Consider the following 26,790-nt stretch of genomic DNA (forward strand, 5'->3'; position numbering starts at 1 on the left):
ATCACGTCCGACATCGCGCCGCCGCCAGACGCTAGATCGCAGTGCCCGAGGAGTCCATGGAAGAGCCGGATGATTCACGAAGGCGCAACAGTCGATCAAGGATTGAGGCTGGAGACCACGTTCGCGGTGGCCGTCAGACCGTTGTGGATGGTCGCGGCCATGCTGCTGCTCGCGAGGTAGAAGCCGAGCAGCACACAGATGACGGCGTGCGAGAACTTGAGGCCGCCGCTGCGCACGAAGATCCAGGCGAGGATGAGGAGCAGGACGACCACGGAGAGGGAAATCACCATCGAAACCTCCTTACTTCGGCGCCATGGTGGCGCAGTCAGGGGTGCCGATGGGCGAAACACGTGTCCGCCGTACGGGTGTTGACCGTCCGTGACGACTGGTCAGTCCTTGACGACCCCGTCCCGGCGGGTCGCACGGTCGCGCGATGCCGGCCACGGCGGAGCCCGCGACGAAGAGGAACCGGGTACGGCACGGGTCTTGCAGGGCCTCGGACCTTCGTGCCATATATGTCTAGACCTTTCCGAGGAAGCGGAGGATGGCGCCCGTGCGACGCACCGCCCCGACCCTCGGTCCGTTCCTCGGCCTGTGCCTCGCCCTCGCCGTCCTGGGGGCCTGCACCGCGCCCGACACCGAGCCTCCGCCCGCGCCCGGGGGGCTCACCGCGCAGCCCGGCAGCGCCACGACCGTGCACGTCATGTGGGAGGCGGCCGCAGAGCGCGACGGGGTGACCGGCTACCAGGTCTTCGAAGCGGGCCGCCTGGTACGCGAACTCCCGGCCGGCAAAACCATGGTGGACATCACCGGTCTCACCCCGCAGACCGCCTACGCCTTCACCGTCCGCGCCGAGGACGCCGCCGGGAACCTCTCCGGGACGGGTCCGGCCGCCTCGGCGACCACCCCGGCCGCCACCGCCGAGGACCGCCGGGCGCCCACTGCCCCGGCCGCCACCACAGGCCGGGCCACCGGACCCCGGGCGGCCGTGGTGTCCTGGTCCGCCGCCACGGACGACACGGGCGTGACCGCGTACGACGTCTACCAGGGCGGTGTCCGGATCCACACCGCCGGCCCCGGGGAGACCTCGACCACCCTCAGCGGCCTCCAGCCGGACACCGTCTACACGTTCACCGTGCGGGCCCGCGACGGGGCCGACAACTCCTCGCCCGACGGCCCGGCGGTGGACGTGACCACCCCACCCGCCTCGGGCGACGGACCGGGTACCGCACCCGCCGGGTTCACGGCGACGGCCTCCCCCGGCACGGTCACCCTCACCTGGACCGCCCCGGACACCGGCCGCGAGACCAGCGAGTACGAGCTGTACGTCAACGGACGGCCCACCACCGTCATCCAGTTCGGCGCCGGTGGGGTGCCCAGCGGACGGGCGGAGCACCGGATCACGGTGACCGAGCCGGCCGGTACGGTGTGGGCGGTGAAACTGCGGGCCCGGCTGCCCGACGGCAACTGGGGCGCGTTCTCGGCGGAGCGGAGAGTCACCCTCAAAGCGTGAATTCAGGCAGCGATCTGGCCTGAACGGCATTGCCACGAAAGAAGATCACGCACAATACTTCCGTGTTCGGTGAGTACTCGGTCAACAACAATCAGGCAGATTCCGCTGGCGGCGGCGCTGCGCCAGACTCCGCCCCCGTGCCGGGGAACCTCCCGCCGGAATCGGCGAGCTTCGTCGGCCGGGACCGTGAACTCCGCCTCCTCTGCGGCCTGTTGCGCGAGCGCAGGCTGGTCACGCTCACCGGGGTGGGCGGCGTCGGCAAGTCCCGGCTCGCCCTGCGGGCCGTCACCACGGCCAACGGGGCGCGGCGCGACGGCGTCTGGTGGGTGGAGCTGTCGCCGCTGCGCGACCCCGCCCTGCTCGCCACGACCGTGGCCCACGCCGTCGGCCTCGCCGACCACTCCGCACGTTCCCTCGACGAGGAGTTGTGCGCGTGGATGGCCGACAAGGAACTCCTCCTCGTTCTGGACACCTGCGAGCACCTGGTGACCGACTGCCGGCACCTGGTGGGTGAACTCCTCCAGTCCGCACCCGGGCTGACGGTCCTGATCACTTCCCGCGAGCCGCTCGGCTCCCCGTGCGAGGAGGTCGTCGAGATCCGCCCGCTGCCCTGCGAAGGGCCCGACAGCGACGCCCTCGCCCTCTTCCGCGCCCGTGCTCTCGCGGCCACCCCGCAGGCGTCGGCCGCCTTCGAGGACGCCGGCCGGAGCGCGGTCGCGGCCGAGCTGTGCCGCCGCCTGGACGGTATCCCGCTCGCCCTGGAACTGGCCGGGGCCCGGATGCGGTTGTGGACGCTGGAACAGATGGCCGCCCGGATCGGCGAGCGCTTCGACGTGCTCGCCGACACCCGGGCCGTCCTGCTGCCCCGGCACCAGACGATGCGGACCACGATCGGCTGGAGCCACGAGTTGTGCGAGCCGCTGGAACGGCTGCTGTGGGCCCGGCTCTCGGTCTTCACCGGGGACTTCGACGTCGCCGCCGCCCGCGCCGTGTGTGCGGGCGGCCCGCTGCCCGCCTCCCGGGTCGAGCGGGTACTGGCGGGCCTGGTCGCCAAGTCCGTCGTCCGGCGCCCCGAGGAGCGGGGTACCGGATCCCGCTACCGGATGCTGGACACGATCCGCGAGTACGGTCACGACTGGCTGGAGGAGCTCGGCGAGACGCGGATCGTCGCCGACCGGCACGCCCACTGGTACGGGTCGCTCTCCCAGGCCGCCGACCGGGGCTGGCTGGGCCCCGGGCAGGTGGACTGGTACCGCAGGATGACCGCCGAGCACGCGCAGCTGCGTACGGCCCTGGAGCATCTGCTGGGCTCCGACCCGGCGGCGGCGCTGGAGATGGCCGGGGCGCTGTGGTTCTTCTGGTTCGCGTGCGGGCACGTGCACGAGGGCCGCGGCTTCCTGGAACGGGCGCTGTACGCCGCCCCGGCCACGGGAGCCGCTCACCACCAGGCCCTGTGGGCCCTCGGGCTCACCGCCCTGCTCCAGGGCGACATGGACACGGCACGTCGGACCGGTGAGGAGTGCACCCGGGCCGCGGCCCTGCTCGCGGACCCCGAGCGGGAGCTGCGCGCTGCCTACCTGCACGCGGTGTCGCTGCTGATGCCGGGCGCCCCCGTACGGGCCCTCGCGCTGGCCGGTCCCCGGGCGCGGGCAGGCCACGGCGGGCGGACGAGCGGCCCGGGCTGGCTCCTGTGCAAGCTGGTCACCAGCTACGCCCTGTGCGATCTGCGGCGCTTCGAGGAGGCCACAGAAGAGGCGGGGGACCTGCGGGAGTCCTGCACGGAGCTGGGCGAGCGCTGGCTGCGGGCGTACGCGGACTACGTTCTGGCGGTGGCCGCGCTGGGCCTGGGTGACCACGCGGAGGCGGCCCGGCACGTGCGGGCCATGCTGTCCGGCAAACGGCTGCTGGGCGACCGCTTCGGCATCGCGCTGGGCCTGGACCTGCTGGCCGCGGCGGTGGCGGGACTGGGCGACGGGGAGCTGGCGGCGCGGCTGCTGGGCACCGGGCACGTCTGGTGGCGCACGGTCGGCCGGCCGCAGATGGGCGGCTCGCCCTCCCTGATGGCCCTGAGGGACCAGGGCGAGCGGCAGGCCAGGGCGTCGATCGGTGACGCCGCGTTCGAGGCGGCGTTCCGGGGCGGCGCCGCGGCGTCCACCGGCTGACCGGCAGCCGGTGAACGCCCTCGTAAGTCCTGGGCTCCCGTCAGTACGGGAGGGGCCTGCCCGACGGTGTGCGCAGGTCCAGGTCTCGGGGGGCGGGCTTGGGGACGGGCTTGCGGATCAGCTGCTGGCGCATGCTGCCTCCTCGCTCAGACCAGGGCCGGGCGGCGGGGTTCCACCGCACGGCCGTCGGGGAGCAGTTCACCGGTGTCGTCGAAGACGACGGCGCCGTTGCACAGCAGGCTCCAGCCCTGTTCGGGGTGGAAGGCCACGGTACGGGCGGCATCGTGGTCTGCGCTGTCTACGGCAGGGCAGGGGGGCTGGTGGGAGCACATCGGCGCACCTCCTCGCAAAGTGGGGCGGGAGGGCCGGTGGTCACCCGGTCGAATCCGCGATCCACGGTGGCGGTGAGTATTGCTGATCGCCACCCCCGGACGGAACCCATATCCGCAGTCCAGTTCAGGGTGTGTATGCCCGATTACCATGCGCTCATGCCCGCTATCCGGTTCGTTCACCGTACGCACTTGCCGGCCTTCGAGGCCTGGCTGCGCCTGACGGACTGGGAGCGCCACGGCGCGCAGGTGCCCTTCACGCAGACGATCATCAGGACGGAGCCGCCGACGCGTGTCGGAACGCTCTTCACGGCGCGCACGGGCGTGGGCAGGATCACATTCGACGATCCGATGGAGGTCGTGGCCTGGCGGCCGCCCGACGGGGTATCGGAGGGGCTCGTGAAGGTCGTCAAACACGGCCGCGTGGTCCTGGGGTGGGCGGAGATCGCGGTCCGTCCCCTTCCGGCGGGCGGCTCGGAGATCGTCTGGACCGAGGAACTGCGTCTGCGCGGGCTCCCCCGACTGCTCGACCCGGTGGTCGCGGCGGCCGGCCGGTTCGTCTTCTCCCGCGCCCTGCACGGGATTCTGCGCGCGTAGGGGCCGGGGTTAGGGTTCGACCCGTCACCACGACCGGTGATCGCCGCGAGCACGAGGGGGATCTCCCGTGGCCACCCCGCCACCGCCGCAGCACCACGGCCCGCACTCCTGGCAGCATCAGCCGCCCTGGCACACCGGCCCGTACGTGCCGCACCAGCCCCCGGGCCCGTACACCTCTCTCACGCCGGAGCAGGGCGCGTACGGCTGCCGGGTCTGCGGGGCGCTGCCCGTCGCGGACACGACGGTCCACGGCCATCAGGGGATGATCGTGCTGATGCGGTTCCTCAGCCGCAAGGGGCCGTTCTGCCGGGACTGCGGGCTCGCCGTGGTCCGCGACATGTCCGCGAAGACCCTGTGGCAGGGCTGGTGGGGCCCGCTGTCGTTGTTCATCACGCCCGTCACGCTGCTGACCAACCTCGGCCCGTGGGGCAGGCTGCGCAGGCTCGGTCCGCCGGCGGGCGGCGCGATGCCCCCGCTCGACCCGGGCAAGCCGCTGTGGCGGCGCCCGCCGGCGCTGGCCGGCCTCGTCCCGTTGCTCGCCGTGCTCCTCGCGTTCCCGGCCCTGCTCCTGACCGGCCTGCTGGCGGGCGTCGACAGCGGGCCGAGGGAGCTGGCCGTGGGCACGTGTGTGCAGGACGCGGACCGCTTCCGCACCGAGAAGCTGGTCGTCGAGGGCTGCGATTCCGCTCTGGCCAAGTACCGGATCACCAAGCGGCTGGACACCCCCGGCGCGACCTGCGCGGAGGGCGAACTGATCAGCGTCTCCGAGCGCAGCCTGGAGGCCGCGCCCCTGTGCCTCGCCCCGTGGCGCTGAGGCCCGTATCCGGGCCTCCGCACCACGGGCGGATGCACGGCGCCTAGCGGATCGGCATGTCGGAAATCGTGCGGGCGATCACCAGTCGCTGGATCTCGCTGGTCCCCTCGAAGATCGTGTAGATGGCGCTGTCGCGGTGCATGCGCTCCACCGGGTACTCGCGGGTGAAGCCGTTGCCGCCGAGGATCTGGAGCGCCTGGGCGGTGACCTTCTTCGCGACCTCGCTCGCGTAGAGCTTCGACATCGAGCCCTCCGCCGAGGTGAACGGCCGGCCCGCTACGGCCATCCAGGACGCCCGCCACACCAGCAGCCGGGCCGCGTCGATCTGCGTCCGCATGTCGGCGAGCTGGAAGGCCACGCCCTGGTTGTCGATGATGGGGCGGCCGAACTGCGTGCGCGTCCTGGCGTAGTCGAGGGCGACCTCGTACGCGGCCCGCGCCGTGCCGACCGCCATGGCGCCGACCGCCGGACGGGACGCCTCGAAGGTCGCCATGGCCGCGTTCTTCACGCGCTCGCCCGCACCGCCGCTGCGCGCCCGCTCACGGGCCCGCGCGAGCCGCTCGTCGAGCTTCTCCTTGCCGCCGAGCAAGCAGGAACCGGGCACCCGTACGTCCTCCAGCACCACCTCGGCGGTGTGCGAGGCGCGGATGCCGTGCTTCTTGAACTTCTGGCCCTGGGAGAGGCCGGGGGTGTGGGGCGGCACGATGAAGGAGGCGTGTCCCTTGGTGCCGAGCTCCGGGTCGACGACGGCGACGACGATGTGGACGTTGGCTATGCCGCCGTTGGTCGCCCAGGTCTTGGTGCCGTTGAGCACCCACTCGTCCTTGGCCTGGTCGTAGACGGCCCGGGTGCGCATGGCGCCGACGTCGGAGCCCGCGTCCGGCTCGGAGGAGCAGAAGGCGGCGACCTTCACGTCGTTCTGGTCGCCGTACATCTGCGGGATCCAGGTGCCGATCTGCTCTTCGGTGCCGTTGGCGAGGACGCCGATGGCCGCGAGCCCGGTGCCGACGATCGACAGGGCGATGCCCGCGTCTCCCCAGAAGAGCTCCTCCATGGCCATCGGGACGCCGAGGCCGGTCGGGTCGAAGAACTGCTGGGCGTAGAAGTCCAGCGAGTAGATGCCGACCTTCGCGGCCTCCTGGATGACGGGCCAGGGAGTCTCTTCGCGCTCGTCCCATTCCGCGGCCGCGGGCCGGATCACGTCGGCGGCGAAGCCGTGGATCCAGTCCCGTACCTGCTTCTGGTCGTCGTTGAGCTCCATGGTGAACTCCGCCATGTCCCCTCCACCTGTCTGTACTGGTCCATGCGCAGGTTACTAGCGGTAACCAACACGGGGCCACAGTCTGTTACCGGTCAGTAAGCAGTGTCAAGCGCGGACGGTCGCGCCGCTGGGCCACCGCCTCTTCGATCACCCGGGTGTGCGGGGTGTTACGTTGCGTGGGCGTCACGCACATCGCAAGGGCGGGGAGAGAAGAACACATCATGGAGACCACGCAGCAGGCAGGCGAGCCGGGAGCGGCCGAGCGACGGCGCCGGGAACTGCTCGAAGCCGCCGACCGGGTCGTGCTCAGGGACGGCCCCAAGGCCTCCATGAACGCCATCGCGGCGGAGGCCGGCATCACGAAGCCGATCCTCTACCGGCACTTCGGCGACAAGGCGGGCCTGTACCAGGCGCTCGCCGTCCGGCACACCGACGCCCTGCTCGACTCGCTGCGGGCGGCGCTCGACGCCCCCGCCGAGCGGCGCCGCCGGGTGGAGGCCACCCTCGACACCTACCTCGCCGCCATCGAGGCCCGCCCGCAGGTCTACCGCTTCCTGATGCACCCGGCCGAAGACTCCCAGAGCGCGGAGCGCGGCTTCGACGTCGGCCTGCACTCGGCCCCGCTGCTGCGCCGCCTCGGCGAGGAACTGGCAGAGGTCATCGGCGAGCGCGTGGACCTGGGCCCGGGCGGCGAACGCCTGGCCCGCGTCTGGGGACACGGCATCGTCGGCATGATGCACGCGGCCGGCGACTGGTGGCTCGGCGAACGCCCCTGCGAACGCGCGGAACTCGTCACCGGCCTCACCGACCTCCTCTGGGGCCGCCTTGGCACTGCGGGCAACCGCGCGGACGGCCCCGGCTTCTGACCCCATCCGGAGCCGGACGCGGCCCCGCCGGCGGGGCCGGTTTCCGCCTCGGCGAAGCTGAACGGCTAGCCGCGCGGCGCCCCGGCTCCCCACGGGGTCTTGCGGATCGCCCGGCGAAGCCTGCGGGCACGGAGCCCCGTCACCCGGTCCGCATAGACGGTGCCGTCGAGGTGATCGCACTCGTGCTGCAGGCACCGCGCGAAGAACCCGGTCCCCTCGATCCGTACGTCCGCGCCGTCGGAGGTGACGCCTTCGACGACCGCCCGGTCGAAGCGGGCGGTTCCCGCCTCCAGCCCCGGCAGGGACAGACAGCCCTCGGGGCCGACGAACTCGTCCCCGTCGGCGGAGACCAGCCGCGGGTTGACGATGTGCCCGACGTGCCGGACGTCCTCGTCGTCGGGGCAGTCGTAGACGAACACCCGCTGCCCGACGCCGATCTGGTTCGCGGCGAGACCGACGCCGTCGGCGGCGTACATCGTCGCGAACATGTCCTCGATGAGCCGGTCGAGGGCCGGACCGAAGTCGGTGACCTCCGCGCAAGCGGAATGGAGCACCGGATCGCCCAGCAGGCTCATGGTGCGGACGAGGCCGGTGGTACCGGGGATGGGGCGCTGTCGCATGGGCGTAAGCGTACGACGGGCGAATATATGAGGAGATCTGCCGTGGCGTGGGGGCGCCGCGGTCAAGGCCCCGGCCGGTACTGGATAGGCTGGGGCCGACCGACGCAAGGAGGACAAGGGACGATGGCAGGCAACACGGAGCCGCTTTCGCCGCGGGCCAAGCTGGCCGTGACGGCGGGCAAGGCCGCGGCGGCGGTGTCGCGGGCCGCGGGACGCGGAAGCGGATCGGTGATCGGTGGAAAGGTCGCACTCAAACTCGACCCCGATCTCCTCGGAGCGCTCGCGCAGCATCTCGATGTCGTCCTCGTCTCCGCGACGAACGGCAAGACCACGACGACCCGGCTGATCGCGGAGGCCCTGCGGGCCAGCGGTCCGGTCGTCTCCAACGCCCTCGGCGCGAACATGCCCGCGGGCATCACCTCGGCTCTGGCGGGCGGCTCGGACGCCAAGTACGGCGTCATCGAGGTCGACGAGAAGTACCTGGCCGGGGTGGCCAGGGACGTCACCCCCAAGGTGATCGCCCTGCTGAACCTCTCCCGCGACCAACTGGACCGCGCCGCCGAGACCCGCATGCTCGCGGAGAAGTGGCGCGAGGGCCTGTCGGGCTCCAAGGCGGTCATCGTCGCCAACTGCGACGACCCCCTGATCGTCTGGTCCGCCTCCTCCTCCCAGAACGTGGTGTGGGTCGCGGCCGGCCAGGAGTGGAAGGACGACGCCTGGTCGTGCCCCTCCTGCGGCGGTGTCATGCAGCGCCCGGGTGACGACTGGTTCTGCGGCGAGTGCGGTTTCCGCCGGCCCACCCCCAGCTGGGTCCTCTCCGGCGACCACGTCCTGGACCCGCACGGGTCGGCCTGGCCGATCCACCTCCAGCTGCCGGGCCGCGCCAACAAGGCCAACGCCGCCACCTCGGCCGCCGTGGCCGCCGTCTTCGGGGTCCCGCCGCAGGTCGCCCTGGAGCGGATGTACCAGGTGCAGGCCGTCGCCGGCCGCTACGACGTGGTGAACTTCCAGGGCCGTGAACTGCGGCTGCTGCTCGCGAAGAACCCGGCGGGCTGGCTCGAAACGTTTTCGCTGATCGACCCGCCGCCCACCCCGGTGATCCTCTCGGTGAACGCACGCGGCGCCGACGGCACCGACACCTCCTGGCTGTGGGACGTCGACTACCCGCGCCTGGCCGGCCACCCGATCTTCGTGATCGGTGACCGCAAGCTGGACCTTGCCGTCCGCCTGGAGGTCGCCGGCCTGGACTTCCGGGTGTGCGAGACCCTCGACGAGGCCGTGCAGCTCGCGCCGCCCGGCCAGATCGAGCTGATCGCGAACTACACCGCCTTCCAGGACGTGCGCCGCCGCGTCGGCAACTAGCCCCCGTCAGAACCGCAGAGGACAAGAGCATGAGCGACAACAGCCTGCGTCTGGTGTGGGTCTACCCCGACCTGCTCAGCACGTACGGAGACCAGGGCAACGCCCTCGTGGTGGAGCGCCGGGCGCGCCAGCGCGGCCTGGACGTGCAGCGCGTGGACGTGCGCAGCGACCAGCCGATCCCCACCTCGGGCGACATCTACCTGATCGGCGGCGGTGAGGACCGGCCGCAGCGGCTGGCAGCCGAGCGCCTGCTGCGCGACGGCGGTCTGGAGCGGGCCGTCTCGAACGGGGCGATCGTCTTCTCCGTCTGCGCCGGGTACCAGATCCTCGGCCAGGAGTTCGTCAACGACATGGGCCAGCGCCAGGAGGGCCTGGGCCTGCTGGACGTCGTCACCCTGCGCGGTGAGGGCGAGCGGTGCGTCGGCGACGTCCTCGCCGACATCGACCCGCGCCTCGGCCTGCCGCAGCTGACGGGCTTCGAGAACCACCAGGGCGTCACCCACCTCGGTCCGACGGCCCGGCCGTTCGCCCGGGTCAGCATGGGCCGCGGCAACGGCACCGGCGACGGCACCGAAGGCGCGTACAACGACACGGTGTTCGGCACCTACATGCACGGCCCCGTGATGGCCCGCAACCCGCAGATCGCGGACCTGCTGCTGAAGCTGGCCCTCGACGTCAACGCGCTGCCGGCCATAGACGACCGGTGGTACGAAGCGCTGCGCGCCGAGCGCATCGCGGCGGCGACGCAGCCCGCGTAGCGCCCTGCGGGCCGCTCATCGGGGCGGCCTCGCCATCATGTGTTCGGCCCGGTTTTCCCTAGGGGGAACCGGGCCGAGGCTGTTTCGTACGACGAGTGCGACCAGCAGGTGGAGGATGGTTCAGTCCACCGCTCCACCGCTTGTAGGGTGGCCGTAGTTCCAACCGGACGACGTGGTCCGGTCGTCGGCCCACGTTGCAAAGGTCTCTCCTGCCATGCGCATAGGTGTGCTCACTTCCGGTGGCGACTGCCCCGGCCTGAATGCCGTCATCCGCTCCGTCGTGCACCGCGCCGTCGTCGACCACGGCGACGAGGTGATCGGCTTCCACGACGGCTGGAAGGGCCTGCTGGAGGCGGACTACCGCAAGCTCGACCTCGACGCCGTCGGCGGCATCCTCGCCCGCGGCGGCACCATCCTCGGCTCCTCACGGGTCCAGCCCGCGCATCTGCGCGACGGTGTGGAGCGCGCCCGCGGCCACGTCGCGGACCTCGGTCTCGACGCGATCATCCCGATCGGCGGCGAGGGCACCCTGAAGGCGGCGAACCTGCTCTCGCAGGCCGGTCTGCCGATCGTCGGTGTCCCCAAGACCATCGACAACGACATCGCCTCCACCGACGTCACCTTCGGCTTCGACACCGCCGTCGGGGTCGCCACCGAGGCGCTGGACCGGCTGAAGACCACCGCCGAGTCCCACCAGCGCGTGATGGTCGTGGAGGTCATGGGCCGCCACACCGGGTGGATCGCCCTGCACTCGGGCATGGCGGCCGGCGCGCACGCGATCGTCGTGCCGGAGCGTCCCTTCGACATCGACGAGCTGACGGCGATCGTCGGCGAGCGCTTCTCCGCGGGCAAGCGGTTCGCGATCGTCGTGGTCGCCGAGGGCGCCAAGCCCCGTCCCGGCTCGATGGACTTCCAGGAGGGCGGCACCGACATGTACGGCCACGAGCGGTTCGCCGGCATCGGCAACACGCTCGCCGTGGAGCTGGAGAACCGCCTGGGCAAGGAAGCCCGGCCGGTGATCCTGGGCCACGTCCAGCGCGGCGGCACGCCCACCGCGTACGACCGGGTCCTGGCCACCCGCTTCGGCTGGCACGCCGTGGAGGCCGCCCACCGGGGCGAGTTCGGCATGCTGACCGCGCTGCGCGGCACGGACATCGTGATGGTGCCGCTCGCCGAGGCGACCTCGACCCTCAAGACGGTCCCGGCCGAGCGCTACGACGAGGCCCAGACGGTTCTGTAGCCGTATGCCCGTTACGGCCGCCCCCGCGCGCAGGAGCGAGCGGGGGCGGCACTACTGTGGTGGGGCACCACAGGCAAGGGAGTGAACAGATGGATCACAGCGGGCACGGCATGGACATGAACATGGACCTGCCGCCGTTCACTCTCGGGCGCGGGCTGGAGTTCTCCTTCGACGCCTTCTTCCTCTTCGGCCCCCTGCTGGGGCTCGCCCTGTACGGGTGGGGCGTGCTGCGGCTGCGGCGGCGCGGGGACGCCTGGCCGCTGGGCCGGACCGTCGCCTTCACGGCGGGCGTGCTGACCGTGGTCCTGGTGATGTGCACCAAGCTGAACGACTACGGCATGGTCATGTTCAGCGTGCACATGGTCCAGCACATGGTGATCAGCATGATCACTCCTATCCTGCTGCTCCTCGGCGCCCCGGTGACCCTGGCGCTGCGCGCGCTGCCGCCCGCCGCGCGCGGCCACAAGGGGCCGCGCGAGCTGCTGCTGATGCTGCTGCAGAGCCGCTACATGCGCATCGTCACCCACCCGGCCTTCACGATCCCGATGTTCATCGCCAGCCTCTACGGCCTGTACTTCACCCCGCTCTTCGACTTCCTCATGGAGTCCGGGGCCGGACACATCGCGATGATGGTGCACTTCCTCGCCGTCGGCCTGATCTTCTTCTGGCCGATCATGGGCGTGGACCCGGGCCCGCACCGCCCCGGCTACGTGATGCGGATGCTGGAGCTCTTCGCCGGCATGCCCTTCCACGCCTTCTTCGGCATCGCCCTGATGATGGCCAGCGAGCCGATGATCAAGACGTACGAGAACCCGCCGGCCTCCCTCGGCATCGACGCGCTGCTCGACCAGCAGTGGGGCGGCGGCATCGCCTGGGCCTTCAGCGAGATCCCGTCGGTGCTGGTGCTGATCGCCCTCGTCTACCAGTGGTACCACTCCGAGCAGCGCGCGGCGAAGCGCTCGGACCGGGCCGAGGACCGCAACGGCGACCAGGAGCTGGCGGCGTACAACTCGTATCTCGCCTCACTCCGAGCGCGTGGCCAGTAGCGGAGCACCGCCTTCGCGCGCCACCATGGGGCATGACCGGATCCGTTAAGGCGATGGCAGTGATGACCTTCGCCGCCCTCGTGGCCGTCGCCACGTATTCCGTGGTCCTCGGCAGCAACGGCTGGCTGTGGTTCGGCTGGGTCGTGCTGGGGCTGCTGACCGCCGGGATGGCCGCCTCCCGCAGTTCCTGACCGGGACAGGCGTTCGATCAAGCCAGTGTGTGATCAAGGGCGTCCTCGATCTGCCGGACCCCCCTGACTGTCCGTACGATGGCCGTGACAACGGGACATCGACGGGAGCGGCCTGGTGTTCTACCACTTGCTCAAGCACGTATTGCTCGGTCCGCTGCTCAGGCTGCTGTTCAGGCCGCGGATCGAGGGTCTGGAGAACATCCCGGCGGAGGGGGCCGCGATCATCGCGGGCAACCACCTCTCCTTCTCCGACCACTTCCTGATGCCCGCGATCCTCAAGCGGCGGATCACCTTCCTCGCGAAGGCCGAGTACTTCACCGGCCCAGGTCTCAAGGGCCGGCTCACCGCCGCCTTCTTCCGCAGCGCGGGGCAGATCCCCGTGGACCGCTCCGGGAAGAACGCCGGCCAGGCGGCCCTGCGCGAGGGGCTGGGGGTACTCGCCAAGGACGAGCTGCTGGGCATCTACCCGGAGGGCACGCGCTCGCACGACGGGCGGTTGTACAAGGGAAAGGTGGGCGTGGCCGCGATGGCCCTGGGGGCCGGGGTGCCCGTCGTACCGTGCGCGATGGTCGGCACGTTCGAGATCCAGCCTCCCGGGAAGAAGATCCCGAAGATCCGGCGGGTGACGATCCGCTTCGGCGAACCGATGGACTTCTCCCGGTACGCGGGCCTGGAGGGCGAGCGGGCCGTGCTGCGGGCCGTCACCGACGAGATCATGTACGCGATCCTCGGGCTGTCCGGCCAGGAGTACGTCGACCGGTACGCGGCCGAGGTGAAGGCAGAGGAAGAGGAGGAACGGAAGAAGGCCCGGCGCCGGTCGCGCTGAGCCTCCTCCCGTCACGTCCCGGGGGTTCGCGACCTTGTCTAGCGAACGGCCGGGAGCTCCTCAAGGGCCGGGAGCCCGGTGCCCGGGGTCTCGGCGAGGGACTTCGCCGCGACCGGGGCGGGGGCGACCGGAGTGGCGTGCGGTGCGCACTTCACGTCCTTGGCGTCGACCTTGCCGGTCAGCAGGTAGGTGTCGACCCGCGTGTTGATGCAGGGGTTCACCAGGCTGGTGACACCGTGCGAGCCGGCGTTCTGCTCGGTGATCAGACGCGAACCGGCGAGACGCCGGTGCAGCTCGACCGCGCCGTCGTACGGCGTGGCCGCGTCCCGCTCGGACTGGACGATCAGCACCGGGGCCAGACCGCGCTTGGCACCGACCTCGATCGGGGTGCTCTGCTTGGACTTCCAGGTCGCGCAGGGCAGGTTCATCCATGCGTTGGACCAGGTCAGGAACGGGTACTTCTGGTGCAGCTTGGTGTTGTCCCGGTCCCACTTGGCCCAGCTGGTGGGCCACTTGGCGTCGGCGCACTCGACCGCGGTGTAGACGGCGTTGCCGTTCTCGGACGCCGCGTTGCCCGCGGTGTCCGACATGTCCGGGGCGATGGCGTCGACGAGCGCCTGCTCGTCACCGGCCGCCCAGGCGGCGAAGGTCTGGGCGACGGGCACCCACGAGGAGTCGTAGTACGGAGCGCCCTGGAAGAAGCCGATGAGCTCGGCCGGGCCGACGACCCCGCCGATCGGGTTGGCCTTGGCCTTGGCGCGCAGCTCCTGGTACTTGGCCTCGACCTTGGCGCGGGTGTCGCCGAGGTGGAAGACCGCGTCGTTCTTGGCGACCCAGTCCTGCCAGTCGTTCCAGCGGGTCTGGAAGGCGACGTCCTGACCGAGGTTGGCCTCGTACCAGATGTTGTCCTGCGCCGGGTTGACCACGCTGTCGACGATCATGCGGCGCACGTGGGTCGGGAACAGGGTCGCGTAGACCCCGCCGATGTAGGTGCCGTAGGAGACGCCGAGGAAGTTCAGCTTCTGCTCGCCGAGGGCGGCGCGGATGACGTCGAGGTCGCGTGCGGTGTTCGGCGTGGTCATGTGCGGCAGCATCTCGCCGCTGCGCTCCTTGCAGCCGTCCGCGTACTCGGCGGCGAGCTTGCGCTGGGCGCGCTTGTCGGCCTCGGTGTCCGGGACCGGGTCGGCCTTGGGGGCCTTCACGAACTCCTGCGGGTCGATGCAGGAGATGGGCGCGGAGTGGCCGACGCCGCGGGGGTCGAAGCCCACGAAGTCGTACGCCTTGGAGGCGTTGACCCACAGCGGGCTCTTGGTGGTGACCCGGCGCGGGAAGCGCATGCCGGAGCCGCCGGGGCCGCCGGGGTTGTAGACGAGCGCACCCTGGCGCTCCTCCTTGGTGCCCGTGCTGCCGATGCGGTCGACGGCGAGCTCGATGGTCTTGCCGAACGGCTTGGTGTAGTCGAGCGGGACCTTCACCCAGCCGCACTGGATGGGCTTTTCGAAGCCCCAGTCCGCGGGACAGTCCTTCCACTCGATCCCGGTGCGGGCGGCGCGGGCGGCGGCGATCTGGACGCCCACCGCCTCCGCGGCCCCGTTGTCACGGCCGGCCGAGGCCGCCGAGGCGGACGGCGCGAGCATAAGGCCCGCCGCCAGCGTGCCGGTGATCAGTGTGGCGGCGCTCCCCAGCGCCGCGTTGCGTATCACGTGGTTGTTCCCCCTGCGTCAGTCGCCGCCGTGGGCGGCCGGATCCGGTCCGATGTCGGTCGTCGGCGTGCAGGGGGATCCTTGCGCCTGACCCGGACCGGGCGACAGAGCGGGGTCGACTTCTTTGCCAACCCGATAACCGGAGAAGTGAGTACCGCTGAGCGGTGTCTGATTCGTCCCGGAACTACCCTTGCGACGACGGGCCGTAGGTACGGGCCGCCGCGTCCAGCAGCTCCCGCAGCCGCAGAGCGTCCGGGGCCAGGGCCGTCACCAGGACGCCCGGGCCGGCCAGTGGCGTGACCACGGCGAACTCTCCCAGCACCGTCGCCGGGGGCGGGGCCTGGGCGAAGGCCGGGTCGACGACCAGGAGTTGGCCGATCGCCCGGTGCCCCGCGAGTCCCGCCGGGCCGTCCCAGCCGCCGGGCGCCCCGGGTCCGCAGGCCAGCTCCTGGTCCAGGAGCGGGCGCCCGCCACGGGTGGCGGTGAGCCGGCTGCGGAGCAGGCCCGGGGCCTCCCCGCAGCGCCCCAGTACCTGTTCCTCGCGCAACACCAGCCGTGCCGTCGGCGCCAGTTGGACCTTTGTGCGCACCCGCAGGTCGCTGCCGCGCACGGAGACCAGCGGCTCCGGCAGCCACCGCACCGACGCGCCGTCCTCCAGGGCCAGGTGTACGTCGTACCGCGCGGGCTCACCGCCCCGGCCGGGCAGGGCCAGGGTCGCCGCCGCCGACGCGAGGGCGAGGTGCGCGCCGGGTCCGGCGGCGGCCTCGACGGTGAGGTGGTCCCCGCCCAGCGGGGCGCTCATGGCGCCGACCAGCATGACTCCGGCCTCGGCGGCGGTCCCCCGCGTACGGCGCAGGGCGAGCGGCCCTTCCCCGGCGAGCAGCGGCAGCGCGGTACCGCCCCGCCCGTCGGCCTCGGCGCGGATGCGGGCGGTGGCCCGCAGGCCCGCCGGGGGCAGGGTGACGGGGGCCGCGTGGATCACCGTACGACCCAGGCGGCGACCCGCTCGCGCACCCAGGCGGCCACCGGGGCCACGCCCTCGGGACTGCGCAGCGACTGGAACACGACGGGCAGTTCACCGCGCTGCGCGGCGGCGTCGCGGGCCATCCGGCCGAGGTCGGAGCCGACGTGGGGCGCGAGGTCGGTCTTGTTCACGACGAGGAGGTCGGCGGTGGTGACGCCGGGACCGCCCTTGCGCGGGATGTCGTCCCCGCCGGCCACGTCGATGACGAAGACCTGCGCGTCGACGAGCCCCCGGGAGAAGGTGGCGGTGAGGTTGTCGCCGCCGGACTCGACCAGGATCAGGTCGAGCGGGCCGCTCTGCCGGAAGGCGTCCTCCAGGTCCTCGACGGCCTCCAGGTTGGCGGAGATGTCGTCGCGGATGGCGGTGTGCGGACATGCCCCGGTCTCGACGGCGGCGATCCGCTCGGGCGGCAGGACGGCCTCACGGAGCAGGAACTCGGCGTCCTCGCGCGTGTAGATGTCGTTGGTGACGACGGCCATGGAGAGTTCGGCGCGCAGGGCGCGGCACAGGGCGGCGACGGTGGCGGTCTTGCCGGAGCCGACGGGTCCGCCGAGTCCGATGCGCAGGGCGCGCCGGGTGCCGTCGGCACGGACCGGGTCGGCGCCGTGGGTGTGCCGGTGGGGGTAGGTCACGCCGTGGTCGAGATGCATGGGGTTCTCCTTGGGGGTGCTCTGGATGGCCGGTCGGGGCGCTCAGGAGGCGAAGAGGCGTACCGGCCAGTCGGCATGGACCTCGGCCGCGATCTCCAGCAGGGGCGAGGAGGCCGCGGGCAGGGCGTCCACACCCTCCGCCAGAGCCCGCTGCGCGGCCTCGGCAGCCCGGGCCGCGACGGCGTCGAGTTCGGGGGCGAGGCGGGCCAGGACCCCGCTCGCCTCGAAGGGGTCCAGGCCCAGCAGCCGCACGGTCGCGGTGGCCGGGCCGCCGACTGCCTCGTACGCCGCCACGTGCGCGGCGTCCATCGGCCCGAGCCCGGCCGCCCGGGCGGTGAGGCCGAGCACCACGGGCTGGTGGGCGCCGCGCGGGAACGCGGCGGCCAGTGCCTCCAGTTCGGAGGCGGGCCAGGTGGCCCGGGCGGCCCGCAGCAGCTGGCGGCCCAGGCGCCGGCCTGCGGTGCGCAGGGCGGGCGAGGGGGTGCGGGCGTCGGCCGCGGCGTCGAGCTCCGCCGGGTCGAGCCCGAGCGCGGCGGCCGCGGCGAGGGCGGCGGCGGTGAGTCCGGCGGTGTGCAGCCGGCCCCGGCAGAAGTCCTCCAGGGTGGCGGCGTCGTGGATCCGGCCCGCTTTGCAGGCGGCCTCGGCCCCGCCGGAGTGCGCATGGCCCCCGGCGGGGAAGCGGCCGTCGGCGAGGACGAGCAGCGCGGCGAGGCTCATCGGGAGAGACCTCTCATCAGAAGAGGAAGTATCTCTGCGCCATGGGCAGCTCGGCCGCGGGCGCCGGTTCCACGGCCTCGCCGTCGATGGTGACCGTGAAGGTGTCGGCGTCCACCTCGACCCTCGGCATGGCGTCGTTGTTGCGCATGTCCGCCTTGCCGACCTTGCGCGTGTTCTCGATGGCCACGAAGGCCTTGCCGAGGCCGAGCCGGTCGGGCAGTCCGTCGTCGAGCGCGGCCTGCGCGGTGAAGTTCAGCGAGTTCAGGGCGGGCGCGCGGCCGTGGCTGCCGAACATCGGGCGGGGCAGCACCGGCTGCGGGGTGGGGATGGAGGCGTTGGCGTCGCCCATCTGCGCGTAGGCGATCTGGCCGCCCTTGATGACCAGTTCGGGCCTGACCCCGAAGAAGGCGGGGTTCCACAGCACCAGGTCGGCGAGTTTGCCGGTCTCGACCGAGCCGATCTCGCGGGCGAGGCCCTGGGCGACCGCGGGGTTGATCGTGTACTTGGCGACGTAGCGGCGGGCCCGATGGTTGTCGGCGGGCCCGTCGCCGGGGAGGAAGCCGCGCCGCTTCTTCATCACGTGGGCGGTCTGCCAGGTGCGCAGGACGACCTCGCCGACCCGGCCCATGGCCTGGGAGTCGGAGGAGATGATCGAGATGGCGCCGAGGTCGTGCAGGACGTCCTCGGCGGCGATGGTCGAGGGCCGGATCCGGGACTCGGCGAAGGCGAGGTCCTCGGGGACGGCCGGGTTGAGGTGGTGGCAGACCATCAGCATGTCGAGGTGTTCCTCGACGGTGTTGACGGTGTGCGGCCGGGTCGGGTTGGTGGAGCTGGGCAGGATGTTGGGCTCGGAGACCACGGTGATGATGTCGGGGGCGTGGCCGCCGCCCGCGCCTTCGGTGTGGTACGAGTGGATGGTCCGCCCGGCGATGGCGGCGAGGGTGTCGCCGACGAATCCGGCCTCGTTGAGGGTGTCGGTGTGTATGGCGACCTGGGCGCCGGTCTCGTCACAGACGCTCAGGCATGCGTCGATGACGGCGGGGGTGGACCCCCAGTCCTCGTGGATCTTGAAGCCGAGGGCGCCGCCGCGCAGTTGGGAGTACATGGCCTCGCGGGACATGGTGTTGCCCTTGCCGAGCAGGCCGATGTTGACGGGGTAGGCCTCCAGCGACGCGAACATCCGGGCCAGGTGCCAGGGTCCGGGGGTGACGGTGGTGGCCTTCGTGCCCTCGGCGGGACCGGTGCCGCCTCCGACGAGGGTGGTGATGCCTGAGGCCAGAGCCTCGTCGATGACCGTCGGCGAGATGAAGTGCACGTGGGCGTCTATGGCGCCGGCCGTGACGATCTTCCCGTTGCCCGCGATGATCTCGGTCTCGGGACCGATGACCAGGGTGGGCTCCACCCCGTCCATGGTGTCGGGGTTGCCGGCCTTGCCGATGCCGCAGATCCGGCCGTCGCGGATGCCGACGTCGGCCTTGACGATGCCCCAGTGGTCGAGGACGACGACCCCGGTGATCACGGTGTCGGGAGCTCCCTCGGCCCGGGTGGTGCGGGCCTGCCCCATGGATTCGCGGATCACCTTGCCGCCGCCGAAAACGGCCTCGTCGCCCGCCCGGCCGGGGCCGCCGCTGAGGTCCTGCTCGATCTCGACGAAGAGGTCGGTGTCGGCCAGCCGGATCCGGTCACCCGTCGTTGGCCCGAACAGGTCGGCGTACGTCTGGCGGGAGAGCTCAGCCATCGAGGGGGCCTCCGGTCTCCCCGCGCAGTCCCGGTACGGTGCGCGAGCCCCCCAGCGGTACGAGTTCCACCGCGACCGGGATGCCCGGCTCGAAGCGCACGGCGGTGCCGGCGGCGATGTTGAGCCGCAGGCCGCGGGCGGCGGAGCGGTCGAAGTCGAGGCCGGGGTTGGCCTCGGCGAAGTGGTAGTGGGAGCCGACCTGGACGGGCCGGTCGGCGGCGTTGAGCACGGTGAGGCGGGTGACGGGGCGGCCCTGGTTGAGGAGCACCGGGCCGTCCCCGTAGGCGATTTCGCCGGGGATCATGCGGGTACTCCCCTTCAGACGATCGGGTCGTGGACGGTGACGAGCTTGGTGCCGTCCGGGAAGGTGGCCTCGACCTGGACGTCGTGGATCATCTCGGGGATCCCCTCCATGACGTCCTGGCGGCCCAGTACGGTCCGGCCGGAGGCCATGAGCTCGGCCACCGTCCGCCCGTCGCGGGCGCCTTCGAGGATGTGCGAGGTGATCAGGGCGATCGCCTCGGGGTGGTTGAGGCGTACCCCGCGCGCCTTTCGCTTCTCGGCCACGTCGGCCGCCACGTGGATGAGCAGTCTCTCCTGCTCGTGCGGTGTCAGTTGCACAGGTATCACCAAGCTTCCGGGACAAGATCAACAGCGCGCCGGGGCGACCCTACTGGCCGTCAACACTTTGTTGACCTGCACATATCCGAGCCAAGCGTGTCTTGCCCAACGCAGAGAAAGGCTTTCCGTCCCGACCACCGCCGCTTTACCGGATCATGGGTGATCATTGGCGGACGAACGTGGCGCCACGCTAGGCGTCGCGCTTTTCCGTCGCGTTAACCCACGTTTCGGGAAAGCACCCGGTTCAACTCACCGGCCCCGGAATCGTGCTCCCGTATACGGTCAGCAGCCGGTGGCGCTCCTGGCCGGGGCGCCGACCGTCCAGGGCAGTGCGATCCAGACCGTCTTGCCCCCCTCCTCGGTGGGGGTGACCGAGAGCCTGCCGCCCGCTTCGGCGGTGAGCCAGCGGATGATGACCATGCCGCGGCCGTTGTCCTGCTGGACCGCCGCCGGGAGCCGCTTGGGCCAGCGCGGGTGGCTGTCGGTCACGCCGATGCGCAGCCACTCCTCGCGCTCCAGACGGACGTCGACGGTGAAGGTGGGCGACTGGCCGAACGTGTGCTGTACGGCGTTGGTGGCGAGTTCCGACACGATCAGCCGGACGCTGTCGGCGGTGTCGGCGTCGTCGGGCAGTCCCCATTCGCCCAGCACCTCCGCCACGTAGCGACGGGCGGTGGCGACCGAGGCGGGATCGCTCGGCAGAGTGACGGATGCTTCCTGGTGGTCTGCCATGGCGACGGTCCCTTTCCCACCGGGGTCGAGCCGCCCCGGATCTGTGCTGGACGCCAGAGTGCCACCCATCGTCCAGCCGTTTGTGCCGATCCCCCAAGATATGCATATATCTGTCGCTCAATGCGGTGAACTCTGCTACGGAAGAGCCTATTTGGACGGCAGACTGGTGCGAGCTGTGCCGGTGGAAGGAGGCGGGTGTGCAGCACGGTCCCGCGGTGCGTCGGCGCAAGCTCGGCGAGGAACTGCGTGCCCTGCGCGACCGGAGCGGTCTCACCAGTGGTGAGGCCGCCAGGATCGTGGGATGGCACCAGTCGAAGATCAGCCGCATAGAAACGGGGCGCAGCGGGGTCAAGCCGGAGGACATCCGGCTGCTCCTCGACGCCTACGGAGAGATCGTGAGCTCCGAGCAGCGCGCGCTGCTGGAGGCGCTGTCGGCCTCGGCGGCCGGACCGGGTCCGGGGGGCGACACCGGGCGGGGCCGCCAGTGGTGGCACGACTACCGGGGGCTGCTGCCGCAGGAGTACCGGGACTTCATCAGCCTGGAGGCGGGCGCCCGGGCGGCGCGCACGGTGGAGCTTTCCGTGGTTCCCGGACTGTTGCAGACGGCGGAGTACGCGCGCGCGGTGACGCGGGCCGCGCTGGGCGGGCTGCCGGAGCCGAAGGTGGACGCGCTGGTCGACGTACGGCTGGCACGGCAGGCGGTGCTGCGGGCCGATCCGCCGCTGGAGCTGAGCGCCGTACTGGACGAGGCGGTGCTGCGCCGGCAGATCGGCGGGCCCGGGGTGATGGCGGAGCAGCTGCGGCACCTGGTGCGGGTGGGGCGGTTGCCTCAAGTACGGCTGCAGGTACTGCCGTTCAGCGTGGGGGGCCATCTCGGCCTCACCGGACCGTTCGTCATCTTCTCATTTCCGAACATCGCCGATCTGGATGTGGTGGTACTCGACCATTTGACGAGTAGCCTCTATCTGGAGCGGAAGGAAGACCTTGAGGCGTACAGCGCCGCGTTCCGCACCATTCAGGCGCACGCCCTCCCGCCCCAGGACTCGTCGGATCTCATCAGCTCACTTGCTGACGACGCGTAAGGAGGCACCCCCGTGTCCGCAACCCCCTTATCCACCAGCGGACTTCTGATCAGCGCGCGGTGGCGGCGGAGCAGCCGCAGTACCGGAATGAACAACTGTGTGGAAGCGGCCGTGCTCGGTGGCGGCCTGCTGGCCGTCCGCGACTCCAAGCGGACGGACGGCCCGGCCGTGCTCTTCACCGGGCCGGCCTGGGACGGCTTCCTCGTCTCCGTCCGGGCGGACCTGCTCCCGTAACTCCGCCTACCGGTCCGTGGCTCCGGCGGGTGCGGTCGCAAGGATCGTCCCGACAGCCCGGTTGATCTCGTCCCCCGTGAGATCGGCCCGTGCGGTCAGCCGCAGCCGGGAGATGCCGTCCGGCACGGACGGCGGCCGGAAGCACCCCACGGACAGACCTGCCTCGCGGCAGTCGGCGGCCCAGCGCAGTGCCGCCGAAGCCGACGGGGCCCGTACCGACACCACGGCCGCGTCCGGCCGGGCCGCGGTCAGGCCGGACGCGGTGAGCCGCTCGTACAGCTGGGCGGCCACCTCGCGGGCGCGGGCGGCGCGTTCCGGTTCCCGCTGGAGCAGGCGCAGGCTCGCCAGCGCCGCACCCGCGGCGGCCGGGGCCAGCCCGGTGTCGAAGATGAAGGTCCGCGCGGTGTTGATCAGGTGCCGGATAACCTTGGCCGGGCCGAGCACGGCGCCGCCCTGGCTGCCCATCGACTTCGAGAGGGTGAGGGTGGCGACCACGCCGGGCGCGCCCGCGAGTCCGGCGGCGTGCAGCGCGCCGCGGCCGCCCTCCCCCAGCACGCCCAGACCGTGTGCGTCGTCCACGACCAGGGCCGCGCCCTCGTCCCGGCAGGCTGCGGCATAGCCGGCGAGCGGCGCGGCGTCGCCGTCCACCGAGAACACCGAGTCGGTGACCAGCAGCGCCCGGCCCTCGTGCGTGGCGAGCGTCTTGCGCGCGGTGGCCGGGTCGGAGTGCGGGACAACGGCGGTCTCGGCGCGCGAGAGGCGGCAGCCGTCGACGATCGAGGCGTGGTTCCCGGCGTCGGAGACGACCAGGGTGCCCCGGCCGCTGAGCGCGGTGACCGCGGCGAGGTTGGCCGCGTAGCCGGAGGACAGGACGAGCGCGGCCTCGAATCCGCAGAAGGCGGCGAGCTCCCGCTCGAGCTCCGCGTGAAGCTCGGTCGTGCCCGTCACGAGGCGGGAACCGGTGGCTCCGCCTCCCCATCGCTCGGCCGCCTCCCGTGCGCCGCGGATCGTCTCGGGGTGCCGGGTCAGACCGAGGTAGTCGTTGCTCGCGAGGTCCAGCAACGGCGAGGACGCCGGCCGCGGGCGCAGCGTACGGACCAGTCCGGCCTGTTCACGGGCGCTTTCCGCGGCATCGATCCAGGAGAAGACGTCCACGGGATCGGGAGTGTGCTGGGGCATCGGCAGGTCCTCGTGTTTTGTCGGCAGTCCACAGACCTGCCCGACCCTAGTCGCCGTGACTTGTGCGCCAGGTGTGGCGATACACACACACCCATCCGGCCATGTTGTGCGATCTCTCCTTGGCCGGGAGTGGTCGTGTGGGACAGGATCGGATTCATGGACCTGCTGAACACCCTGGTGGACAAGGGGCTGCGGCGCGAGCTGCCGACCCGCGAAGAGGCGCTCGCCGTACTGGCGACTTCTGACGACGAACTGCTCGACGTGGTGGCCGCGGCCGGCAAGGTGCGCCGCCAGTGGTTCGGGCGTCGAGTCAAGCTGAACTACCTGGTCAACCTGAAGTCGGGCCTGTGCCCGGAGGACTGCTCGTACTGTTCCCAGCGCCTGGGTTCCAAGGCCGAGATCCTCAAGTACACCTGGCTGAAGCCGGAGGAGGCCTCCCAGGCCGCGGCCGCCGGTGTCGCGGGCGGCGCGAAGCGGGTCTGCCTGGTCGCGAGCGGCCGCGGGCCGACGGACCGGGACGTGGAGCGCGTCGGCAAGACGATCGCCGCGATCAAGGAGCAGAACGAGGGCGTGGAGGTCTGCGCCTGCCTGGGTCTGCTCTCGGACGGCCAGGCGGAGCGGCTGCGCGACGCGGGCGCGGACGCGTACAACCACAACCTCAACACCTCCGAGGCCACGTACGGGCAGATCACCAAGACCCACACCTACGCGGACCGGGTCGACACGGTGCAAAAGGCGCACGCCGCCGGCCTGTCGGCCTGCTCCGGTCTGATCGCGGGCATGGGCGAGAGCGACGAGGACCTCGTCGACGTCGTCTACTCGCTGCGCGAGCTGGACTCGGACTCGGTGCCGGTCAACTTCCTGATCCCGTTCGAGGGCACCCCGCTCGCCAAGGAGTGGAACCTCACCCCGCAGCGCGCCCTGCGGATCCTCGCGATGGTGCGCTTCGTCTGCCCCGACGTCGAGGTCCGCCTCGCGGGCGGCCGCGAGGTGCACCTGCGCTCGATGCAGCCGCTGGCCCTGCACATCGTCAACTCGATCTTCCTCGGCGACTACCTCACCAGTGAGGGCCAGGCCGGCCAGGTCGACCTCGACATGATCGCGGACGCCGGTTTCGAGGTGGAGGGCGCCGGTACGACGACCCTGCCCGCGCACCGCTCCGACGTGGCGGCCGCGGCCACCGGCGGCGGCTGCGGTTCGCACGCCGGCGCCGGCTCGGTCTGCGGTTCCGCGGGCTCCGGCGACACCGTCGGCGACGCCGGCTGCGGCTCTGCCTGCGGCGGTTGCTCCGGCCACGGGGAGGCCGCACCCCTCCCGGCGCAGGCGGATGCCGGTGAGGTCCGCTCGGACCTGGTGGCGGTCCGCCGCCGTGGGGCGGGAACGGACGTCGCCCCCAATGCCTGAGCAGCTCCGCCCCCTGTCGGCCGGCGCGGAACTGCTCGCGCTGGACCGGCAGCACGTGTGGCACCCGTACGGCCCGATGCCCGGGCGCCAGGATCCGCTGGTCATCGCCTCCGCCTCGGGGGTGCGGCTGCGGCTCGCCGAACCGTCCCAGGGGCAGGGCCACGACGAGCTGGTCGACGGCATGTCCTCCTGGTGGTCGGCGATCCACGGCTACAACCACCCGGTGCTGAACGAGGCCGCGACCGCGCAGCTTGGCCGCATGTCACACGTGATGTTCGGCGGGCTCACCCATGAGCCCGCCGTCCGGCTCGCCGCGAAGCTCGTCGAGATCACACCGCCGGGCCTGGAGCACGTCTTCCTCTGCGACTCGGGCTCGGTGTCCGTCGAGGTCGCGGTCAAGATGTGCCTGCAGTACTGGCGTTCGCTGGGCAGGACGGGCAAGACCCGGCTGCTGACCTGGCGCGGCGGCTACCACGGGGACACCTGGCAGCCGATGGCCGTCTGCGACCCCGAGGGCGGCATGCACGAGCTGTGGCAGGGTCACCTGCCGCGGCAGGTCTTCGCGGACGCGCCGCCCGGCGGCTTCGACACCCCGGTGGACCCGGCGTACGCCGACCACCTGCGCTCCCTGATCGCCGCGCACGCCGACGAGCTGGCCGCCGTCATCGTGGAGCCGGTCGTACAGGGCGCGGGCGGCATGCGCTTCCACAACCCGGCCTACCTGCGGGTGCTGCGCGACCTGTGCGACGAGTACGACGTCCTCCTCATCCTGGACGAGATCGCGACGGGCTTCGGCCGCACCGGCGCCCTCTTCGCCGCGGACCACGCGGCGATCACCCCGGACGTGATCTGCCTGGGCAAATCCCTGACGGGCGGTTACCTCACCCTCGCCGCGACCCTCTGCACGGCGCGGGTCGCCGACGGGATCTCACAGGGCGACGTCCCGGTGCTGGCGCACGGGCCGACCTTCATGGGCAACCCCCTCGCCACCGCCGTGGCGCTCGCCTCGATCGACCTCCTCCTGGGCCAGGACTGGGCGACCGAGGTCAAGCGGATCGAGGCGGACCTGCGCGAAGGTCTCGCGGAGGCCGCCTCGATCCCGGGCGTACGGGACGTACGCGTCCTGGGCGCGATCGGCGTGGTCCAGCTGGACCACGAGGTCGACCTCGCGGCGGCCACCCGGGCGGCGGTCCGCGCGGGTGTGTGGCTGCGCCCGTTCCGCGACCTGATCTACACCATGCCGCCGTTCGTCACGGGCGACGCCGATGTGGCCCGCATCTGCCGCGCGGTGACCGCGGCGGCGCAGGAAGGCTGAGAAGACGACATGTCCGTACTGATCGTGTCCGGCACGGGCACGGAGATCGGCAAGACGGTGGTCACGGCGGCGATCGCGGCCGCCGCGGTCGCGGCCGGCCGCTCGGTCGCGGTGCTCAAGCCCGCCCAGACGGGCGTCGGCCCGGCCGAGCCGGGGGACGCCGCCGAGGTGGTCCGGCTGGCCGGCCCCTCCGTCACGGCGGTGGAACTGGCCCGCTACCCGGAGCCGTTGGCCCCGGACACGGCCGCCCGTCGCGCGGGCCTGCCCACGGTCTCCCCGGCCGCCGTCGCGGAGGCCGCGGACCGGCTCGCCCTGTCCCACGACCTGGTCCTGGTGGAGGGCGCGGGCGGGCTGCTGGTCCGCTTCGACGAGGCCGGCCACACCCTGGCCGACGCGGCCCGCCTGCTCGACGCCCCGACCCTGCTCGTCGCCCCGGCGGGGCTGGGAACCCTCAACTCCACCGTCCTGTCGGCGGAGGCCCTCCGGGCCCGGGACCTGACGGCGCTCGGGGTGGTGGTCGGCAGCTGGCCGGCCACCCCGGACCTGGCCTCCCGCTGCAACCTGGCGGACCTCCCGAAGTCCTCGGGCCTCCCCCTCCTGGGCGCGATCCCGGCCGGCTCGGGCACCCTCCCCCCGCCTCGCTTCCGCACCACGTCCCCCACCTGGCTCACCCCCACCCTCGCGGGCACCTGGTCCCCGGACGCCTTCCTGACCACTTGGTCCCCACCGCCCTTCATCCCCACCGCACCACCCAGCCCCGCCGACGCTTGAGGCACCGGGGCCCAACCCGGGCCCCGACCTCTCAT

29 protein-coding genes are annotated in these 26,790 nt (G+C 72.0%); 16 read left to right on the forward strand and 13 right to left on the reverse strand.

Translation table 11 applies throughout. The annotated features are described in order from the left end of the window. Positions 1–95: 95 nt before the first annotated feature. Complete coding sequence (locus tag AB0D48_RS22780) at positions 96–290, reverse strand: hypothetical protein (RefSeq protein ID WP_362399776.1); 195 nt, start codon at positions 288–290, stop codon at positions 96–98. A gap of 254 nt (positions 291–544) precedes the next feature. On the opposite strand from AB0D48_RS22780, the gene AB0D48_RS22785 reads away from it, so the two are divergent. Together AB0D48_RS22785 and AB0D48_RS22790 are read left to right on the forward strand one after the other, a co-directional pair. Further along, positions 545–1,513, forward strand: coding sequence for a fibronectin type III domain-containing protein (locus tag AB0D48_RS22785; protein ID WP_362399779.1), 969 nt, complete (start codon positions 545–547; stop codon positions 1,511–1,513). A 137-nt stretch (positions 1,514–1,650) separates the two neighbouring features. Further along, positions 1,651–3,675, forward strand: coding sequence for an NB-ARC domain-containing protein (locus tag AB0D48_RS22790; protein ID WP_362399782.1), 2,025 nt, complete (start codon positions 1,651–1,653; stop codon positions 3,673–3,675). A gap of 146 nt (positions 3,676–3,821) precedes the next feature. On the opposite strand, the gene AB0D48_RS22795 is transcribed toward AB0D48_RS22790, so the two are convergent. Beyond that, entirely contained in the window at positions 3,822–4,007 is a 186-nt protein-coding gene (locus AB0D48_RS22795) for a DUF5999 family protein (RefSeq protein WP_362399785.1), read from the reverse strand. A gap of 156 nt (positions 4,008–4,163) precedes the next feature. Here AB0D48_RS22795 and AB0D48_RS22800 point away from each other — a divergent pair, with 156 nt between their 5' ends. After that, on the forward strand, positions 4,164–4,601 hold the full coding sequence (locus tag AB0D48_RS22800) for an SRPBCC family protein (protein ID WP_362399788.1): 438 nt from the start codon (positions 4,164–4,166) through the stop codon (positions 4,599–4,601). 67 nt (positions 4,602–4,668) lie between these two features. Further along, positions 4,669–5,415: a hypothetical protein gene (locus tag AB0D48_RS22805; protein ID WP_362399790.1), complete on the forward strand. Its 747-nt coding sequence runs from the start codon at positions 4,669–4,671 to the stop codon at positions 5,413–5,415. Positions 5,416–5,458: 43 nt separating this feature from the next. Here AB0D48_RS22805 and AB0D48_RS22810 read toward each other — a convergent pair whose 3' ends face one another. Further along, positions 5,459–6,691 (reverse strand): acyl-CoA dehydrogenase family protein, encoded by a 1,233-nt coding sequence (locus tag AB0D48_RS22810; protein ID WP_362399793.1) that lies wholly within the window; start codon positions 6,689–6,691, stop codon positions 5,459–5,461. 206 nt (positions 6,692–6,897) lie between these two features. On the opposite strand from AB0D48_RS22810, the gene AB0D48_RS22815 reads away from it, so the two are divergent. Further along, a complete protein-coding gene (locus tag AB0D48_RS22815; RefSeq protein ID WP_362399797.1) occupies positions 6,898–7,542 on the forward strand; it encodes a TetR family transcriptional regulator in 645 nt (214 codons plus the stop codon). A gap of 65 nt (positions 7,543–7,607) precedes the next feature. Here the strand turns inward: AB0D48_RS22815 and def are convergent, their stop codons facing one another. Further along, the gene (gene def, locus AB0D48_RS22820) at positions 7,608–8,162 is read right to left on the reverse strand and encodes a peptide deformylase (RefSeq protein ID WP_362399800.1); all 555 of its coding nucleotides are present in this window, start codon (positions 8,160–8,162) and stop codon (positions 7,608–7,610) included. 123 nt (positions 8,163–8,285) lie between these two features. On the opposite strand from def, the gene AB0D48_RS22825 reads away from it, so the two are divergent. The 6 genes from AB0D48_RS22825 to AB0D48_RS22850 all read left to right on the forward strand — a co-directional run bounded on the left by AB0D48_RS22825 (position 8,286) and on the right by AB0D48_RS22850 (position 13,585). Next, positions 8,286–9,524 (forward strand): MurT ligase domain-containing protein, encoded by a 1,239-nt coding sequence (locus tag AB0D48_RS22825; RefSeq protein WP_362399803.1) that lies wholly within the window; start codon positions 8,286–8,288, stop codon positions 9,522–9,524. Positions 9,525–9,553: 29 nt separating this feature from the next. Next, a complete protein-coding gene (locus AB0D48_RS22830) occupies positions 9,554–10,282 on the forward strand; it encodes a glutamine amidotransferase (protein ID WP_362399806.1) in 729 nt (242 codons plus the stop codon). A gap of 214 nt (positions 10,283–10,496) precedes the next feature. Further along, positions 10,497–11,522 (forward strand): 6-phosphofructokinase, encoded by a 1,026-nt coding sequence (locus AB0D48_RS22835; RefSeq protein WP_362399809.1) that lies wholly within the window; start codon positions 10,497–10,499, stop codon positions 11,520–11,522. A gap of 89 nt (positions 11,523–11,611) precedes the next feature. Further along, positions 11,612–12,568 (forward strand): cytochrome c oxidase assembly protein, encoded by a 957-nt coding sequence (locus AB0D48_RS22840; protein WP_362399812.1) that lies wholly within the window; start codon positions 11,612–11,614, stop codon positions 12,566–12,568. Positions 12,569–12,600: 32 nt separating this feature from the next. Then, the gene (locus tag AB0D48_RS22845) at positions 12,601–12,759 is read left to right on the forward strand and encodes a hypothetical protein (RefSeq protein ID WP_030660429.1); all 159 of its coding nucleotides are present in this window, start codon (positions 12,601–12,603) and stop codon (positions 12,757–12,759) included. Positions 12,760–12,874: 115 nt separating this feature from the next. Then, positions 12,875–13,585 carry a lysophospholipid acyltransferase family protein gene (locus tag AB0D48_RS22850; RefSeq protein WP_362399815.1) on the forward strand — a complete coding sequence of 237 codons (711 nt, stop codon included), beginning with the start codon at positions 12,875–12,877 and terminating at the stop codon, positions 13,583–13,585. 38 nt (positions 13,586–13,623) lie between these two features. Here AB0D48_RS22850 and AB0D48_RS22855 read toward each other — a convergent pair whose 3' ends face one another. The 8 genes from AB0D48_RS22855 to AB0D48_RS22890 all read right to left on the reverse strand — a co-directional run bounded on the left by AB0D48_RS22855 (position 13,624) and on the right by AB0D48_RS22890 (position 20,770). After that, complete coding sequence (locus tag AB0D48_RS22855) at positions 13,624–15,222, reverse strand: alpha/beta hydrolase (protein ID WP_362399882.1); 1,599 nt, start codon at positions 15,220–15,222, stop codon at positions 13,624–13,626. Positions 15,223–15,472: 250 nt separating this feature from the next. Further along, a complete protein-coding gene (locus tag AB0D48_RS22860) occupies positions 15,473–16,270 on the reverse strand; it encodes an urease accessory protein UreD (RefSeq protein WP_362399818.1) in 798 nt (265 codons plus the stop codon). After that, positions 16,267–16,962, reverse strand: coding sequence for an urease accessory protein UreG (ureG, locus tag AB0D48_RS22865; protein WP_362399821.1), 696 nt, complete (start codon positions 16,960–16,962; stop codon positions 16,267–16,269). The genes AB0D48_RS22860 and ureG overlap by 4 nt, the downstream gene beginning before the upstream one ends. 42 nt (positions 16,963–17,004) lie before the next feature. Next, complete coding sequence (locus AB0D48_RS22870; protein ID WP_362399824.1) at positions 17,005–17,679, reverse strand: urease accessory UreF family protein; 675 nt, start codon at positions 17,677–17,679, stop codon at positions 17,005–17,007. A gap of 16 nt (positions 17,680–17,695) precedes the next feature. Next, positions 17,696–19,417, reverse strand: coding sequence for an urease subunit alpha (locus tag AB0D48_RS22875; protein WP_362399827.1), 1,722 nt, complete (start codon positions 19,415–19,417; stop codon positions 17,696–17,698). After that, positions 19,410–19,721 carry an urease subunit beta gene (locus tag AB0D48_RS22880; RefSeq protein WP_362399829.1) on the reverse strand — a complete coding sequence of 104 codons (312 nt, stop codon included), beginning with the start codon at positions 19,719–19,721 and terminating at the stop codon, positions 19,410–19,412. Before AB0D48_RS22880 ends, AB0D48_RS22875 begins: the two co-directional genes overlap by 8 nt. A 14-nt stretch (positions 19,722–19,735) precedes the next feature. Beyond that, complete coding sequence (locus tag AB0D48_RS22885) at positions 19,736–20,038, reverse strand: urease subunit gamma (RefSeq protein WP_362399832.1); 303 nt, start codon at positions 20,036–20,038, stop codon at positions 19,736–19,738. Positions 20,039–20,320: 282 nt separating this feature from the next. After that, positions 20,321–20,770, reverse strand: coding sequence for an ATP-binding protein (locus AB0D48_RS22890; protein WP_362399835.1), 450 nt, complete (start codon positions 20,768–20,770; stop codon positions 20,321–20,323). Positions 20,771–20,967: 197 nt separating this feature from the next. Here AB0D48_RS22890 and AB0D48_RS22895 point away from each other — a divergent pair, with 197 nt between their 5' ends. Continuing rightward, positions 20,968–21,852 carry a helix-turn-helix transcriptional regulator gene (locus tag AB0D48_RS22895; RefSeq protein WP_362399838.1) on the forward strand — a complete coding sequence of 295 codons (885 nt, stop codon included), beginning with the start codon at positions 20,968–20,970 and terminating at the stop codon, positions 21,850–21,852. Positions 21,853–21,864: 12 nt separating this feature from the next. Next, on the forward strand, positions 21,865–22,086 hold the full coding sequence (locus AB0D48_RS22900) for a DUF397 domain-containing protein (RefSeq protein WP_362399841.1): 222 nt from the start codon (positions 21,865–21,867) through the stop codon (positions 22,084–22,086). Positions 22,087–22,092: 6 nt separating this feature from the next. On the opposite strand, the gene AB0D48_RS22905 is transcribed toward AB0D48_RS22900, so the two are convergent. Beyond that, positions 22,093–23,265 (reverse strand): 8-amino-7-oxononanoate synthase, encoded by a 1,173-nt coding sequence (locus AB0D48_RS22905; RefSeq protein ID WP_362399844.1) that lies wholly within the window; start codon positions 23,263–23,265, stop codon positions 22,093–22,095. Positions 23,266–23,421: 156 nt separating this feature from the next. On the opposite strand from AB0D48_RS22905, the gene bioB reads away from it, so the two are divergent. Genes bioB through bioD form a run of 3 tightly spaced genes read left to right on the forward strand, consistent with a single transcriptional unit; the run spans position 23,422 to position 26,755 of the window. Next, positions 23,422–24,669, forward strand: a complete 1,248-nt coding sequence (gene bioB, locus AB0D48_RS22910; RefSeq protein ID WP_362399847.1) for a biotin synthase BioB — start codon at positions 23,422–23,424, stop codon at positions 24,667–24,669. Further along, the gene (locus tag AB0D48_RS22915; protein WP_362399850.1) at positions 24,662–25,984 is read left to right on the forward strand and encodes an adenosylmethionine--8-amino-7-oxononanoate transaminase; all 1,323 of its coding nucleotides are present in this window, start codon (positions 24,662–24,664) and stop codon (positions 25,982–25,984) included. Before bioB ends, AB0D48_RS22915 begins: the two co-directional genes overlap by 8 nt. A 9-nt stretch (positions 25,985–25,993) precedes the next feature. Next, positions 25,994–26,755, forward strand: coding sequence for a dethiobiotin synthase (gene bioD, locus AB0D48_RS22920; protein WP_362399853.1), 762 nt, complete (start codon positions 25,994–25,996; stop codon positions 26,753–26,755). The last annotated feature ends 35 nt before the right edge of the window (positions 26,756–26,790 follow it).

This window comes from Streptomyces sp. NPDC048269 (genome assembly GCF_040652395.1).
GTDB lineage: Bacteria > Actinomycetota > Actinomycetes > Streptomycetales > Streptomycetaceae > Streptomyces.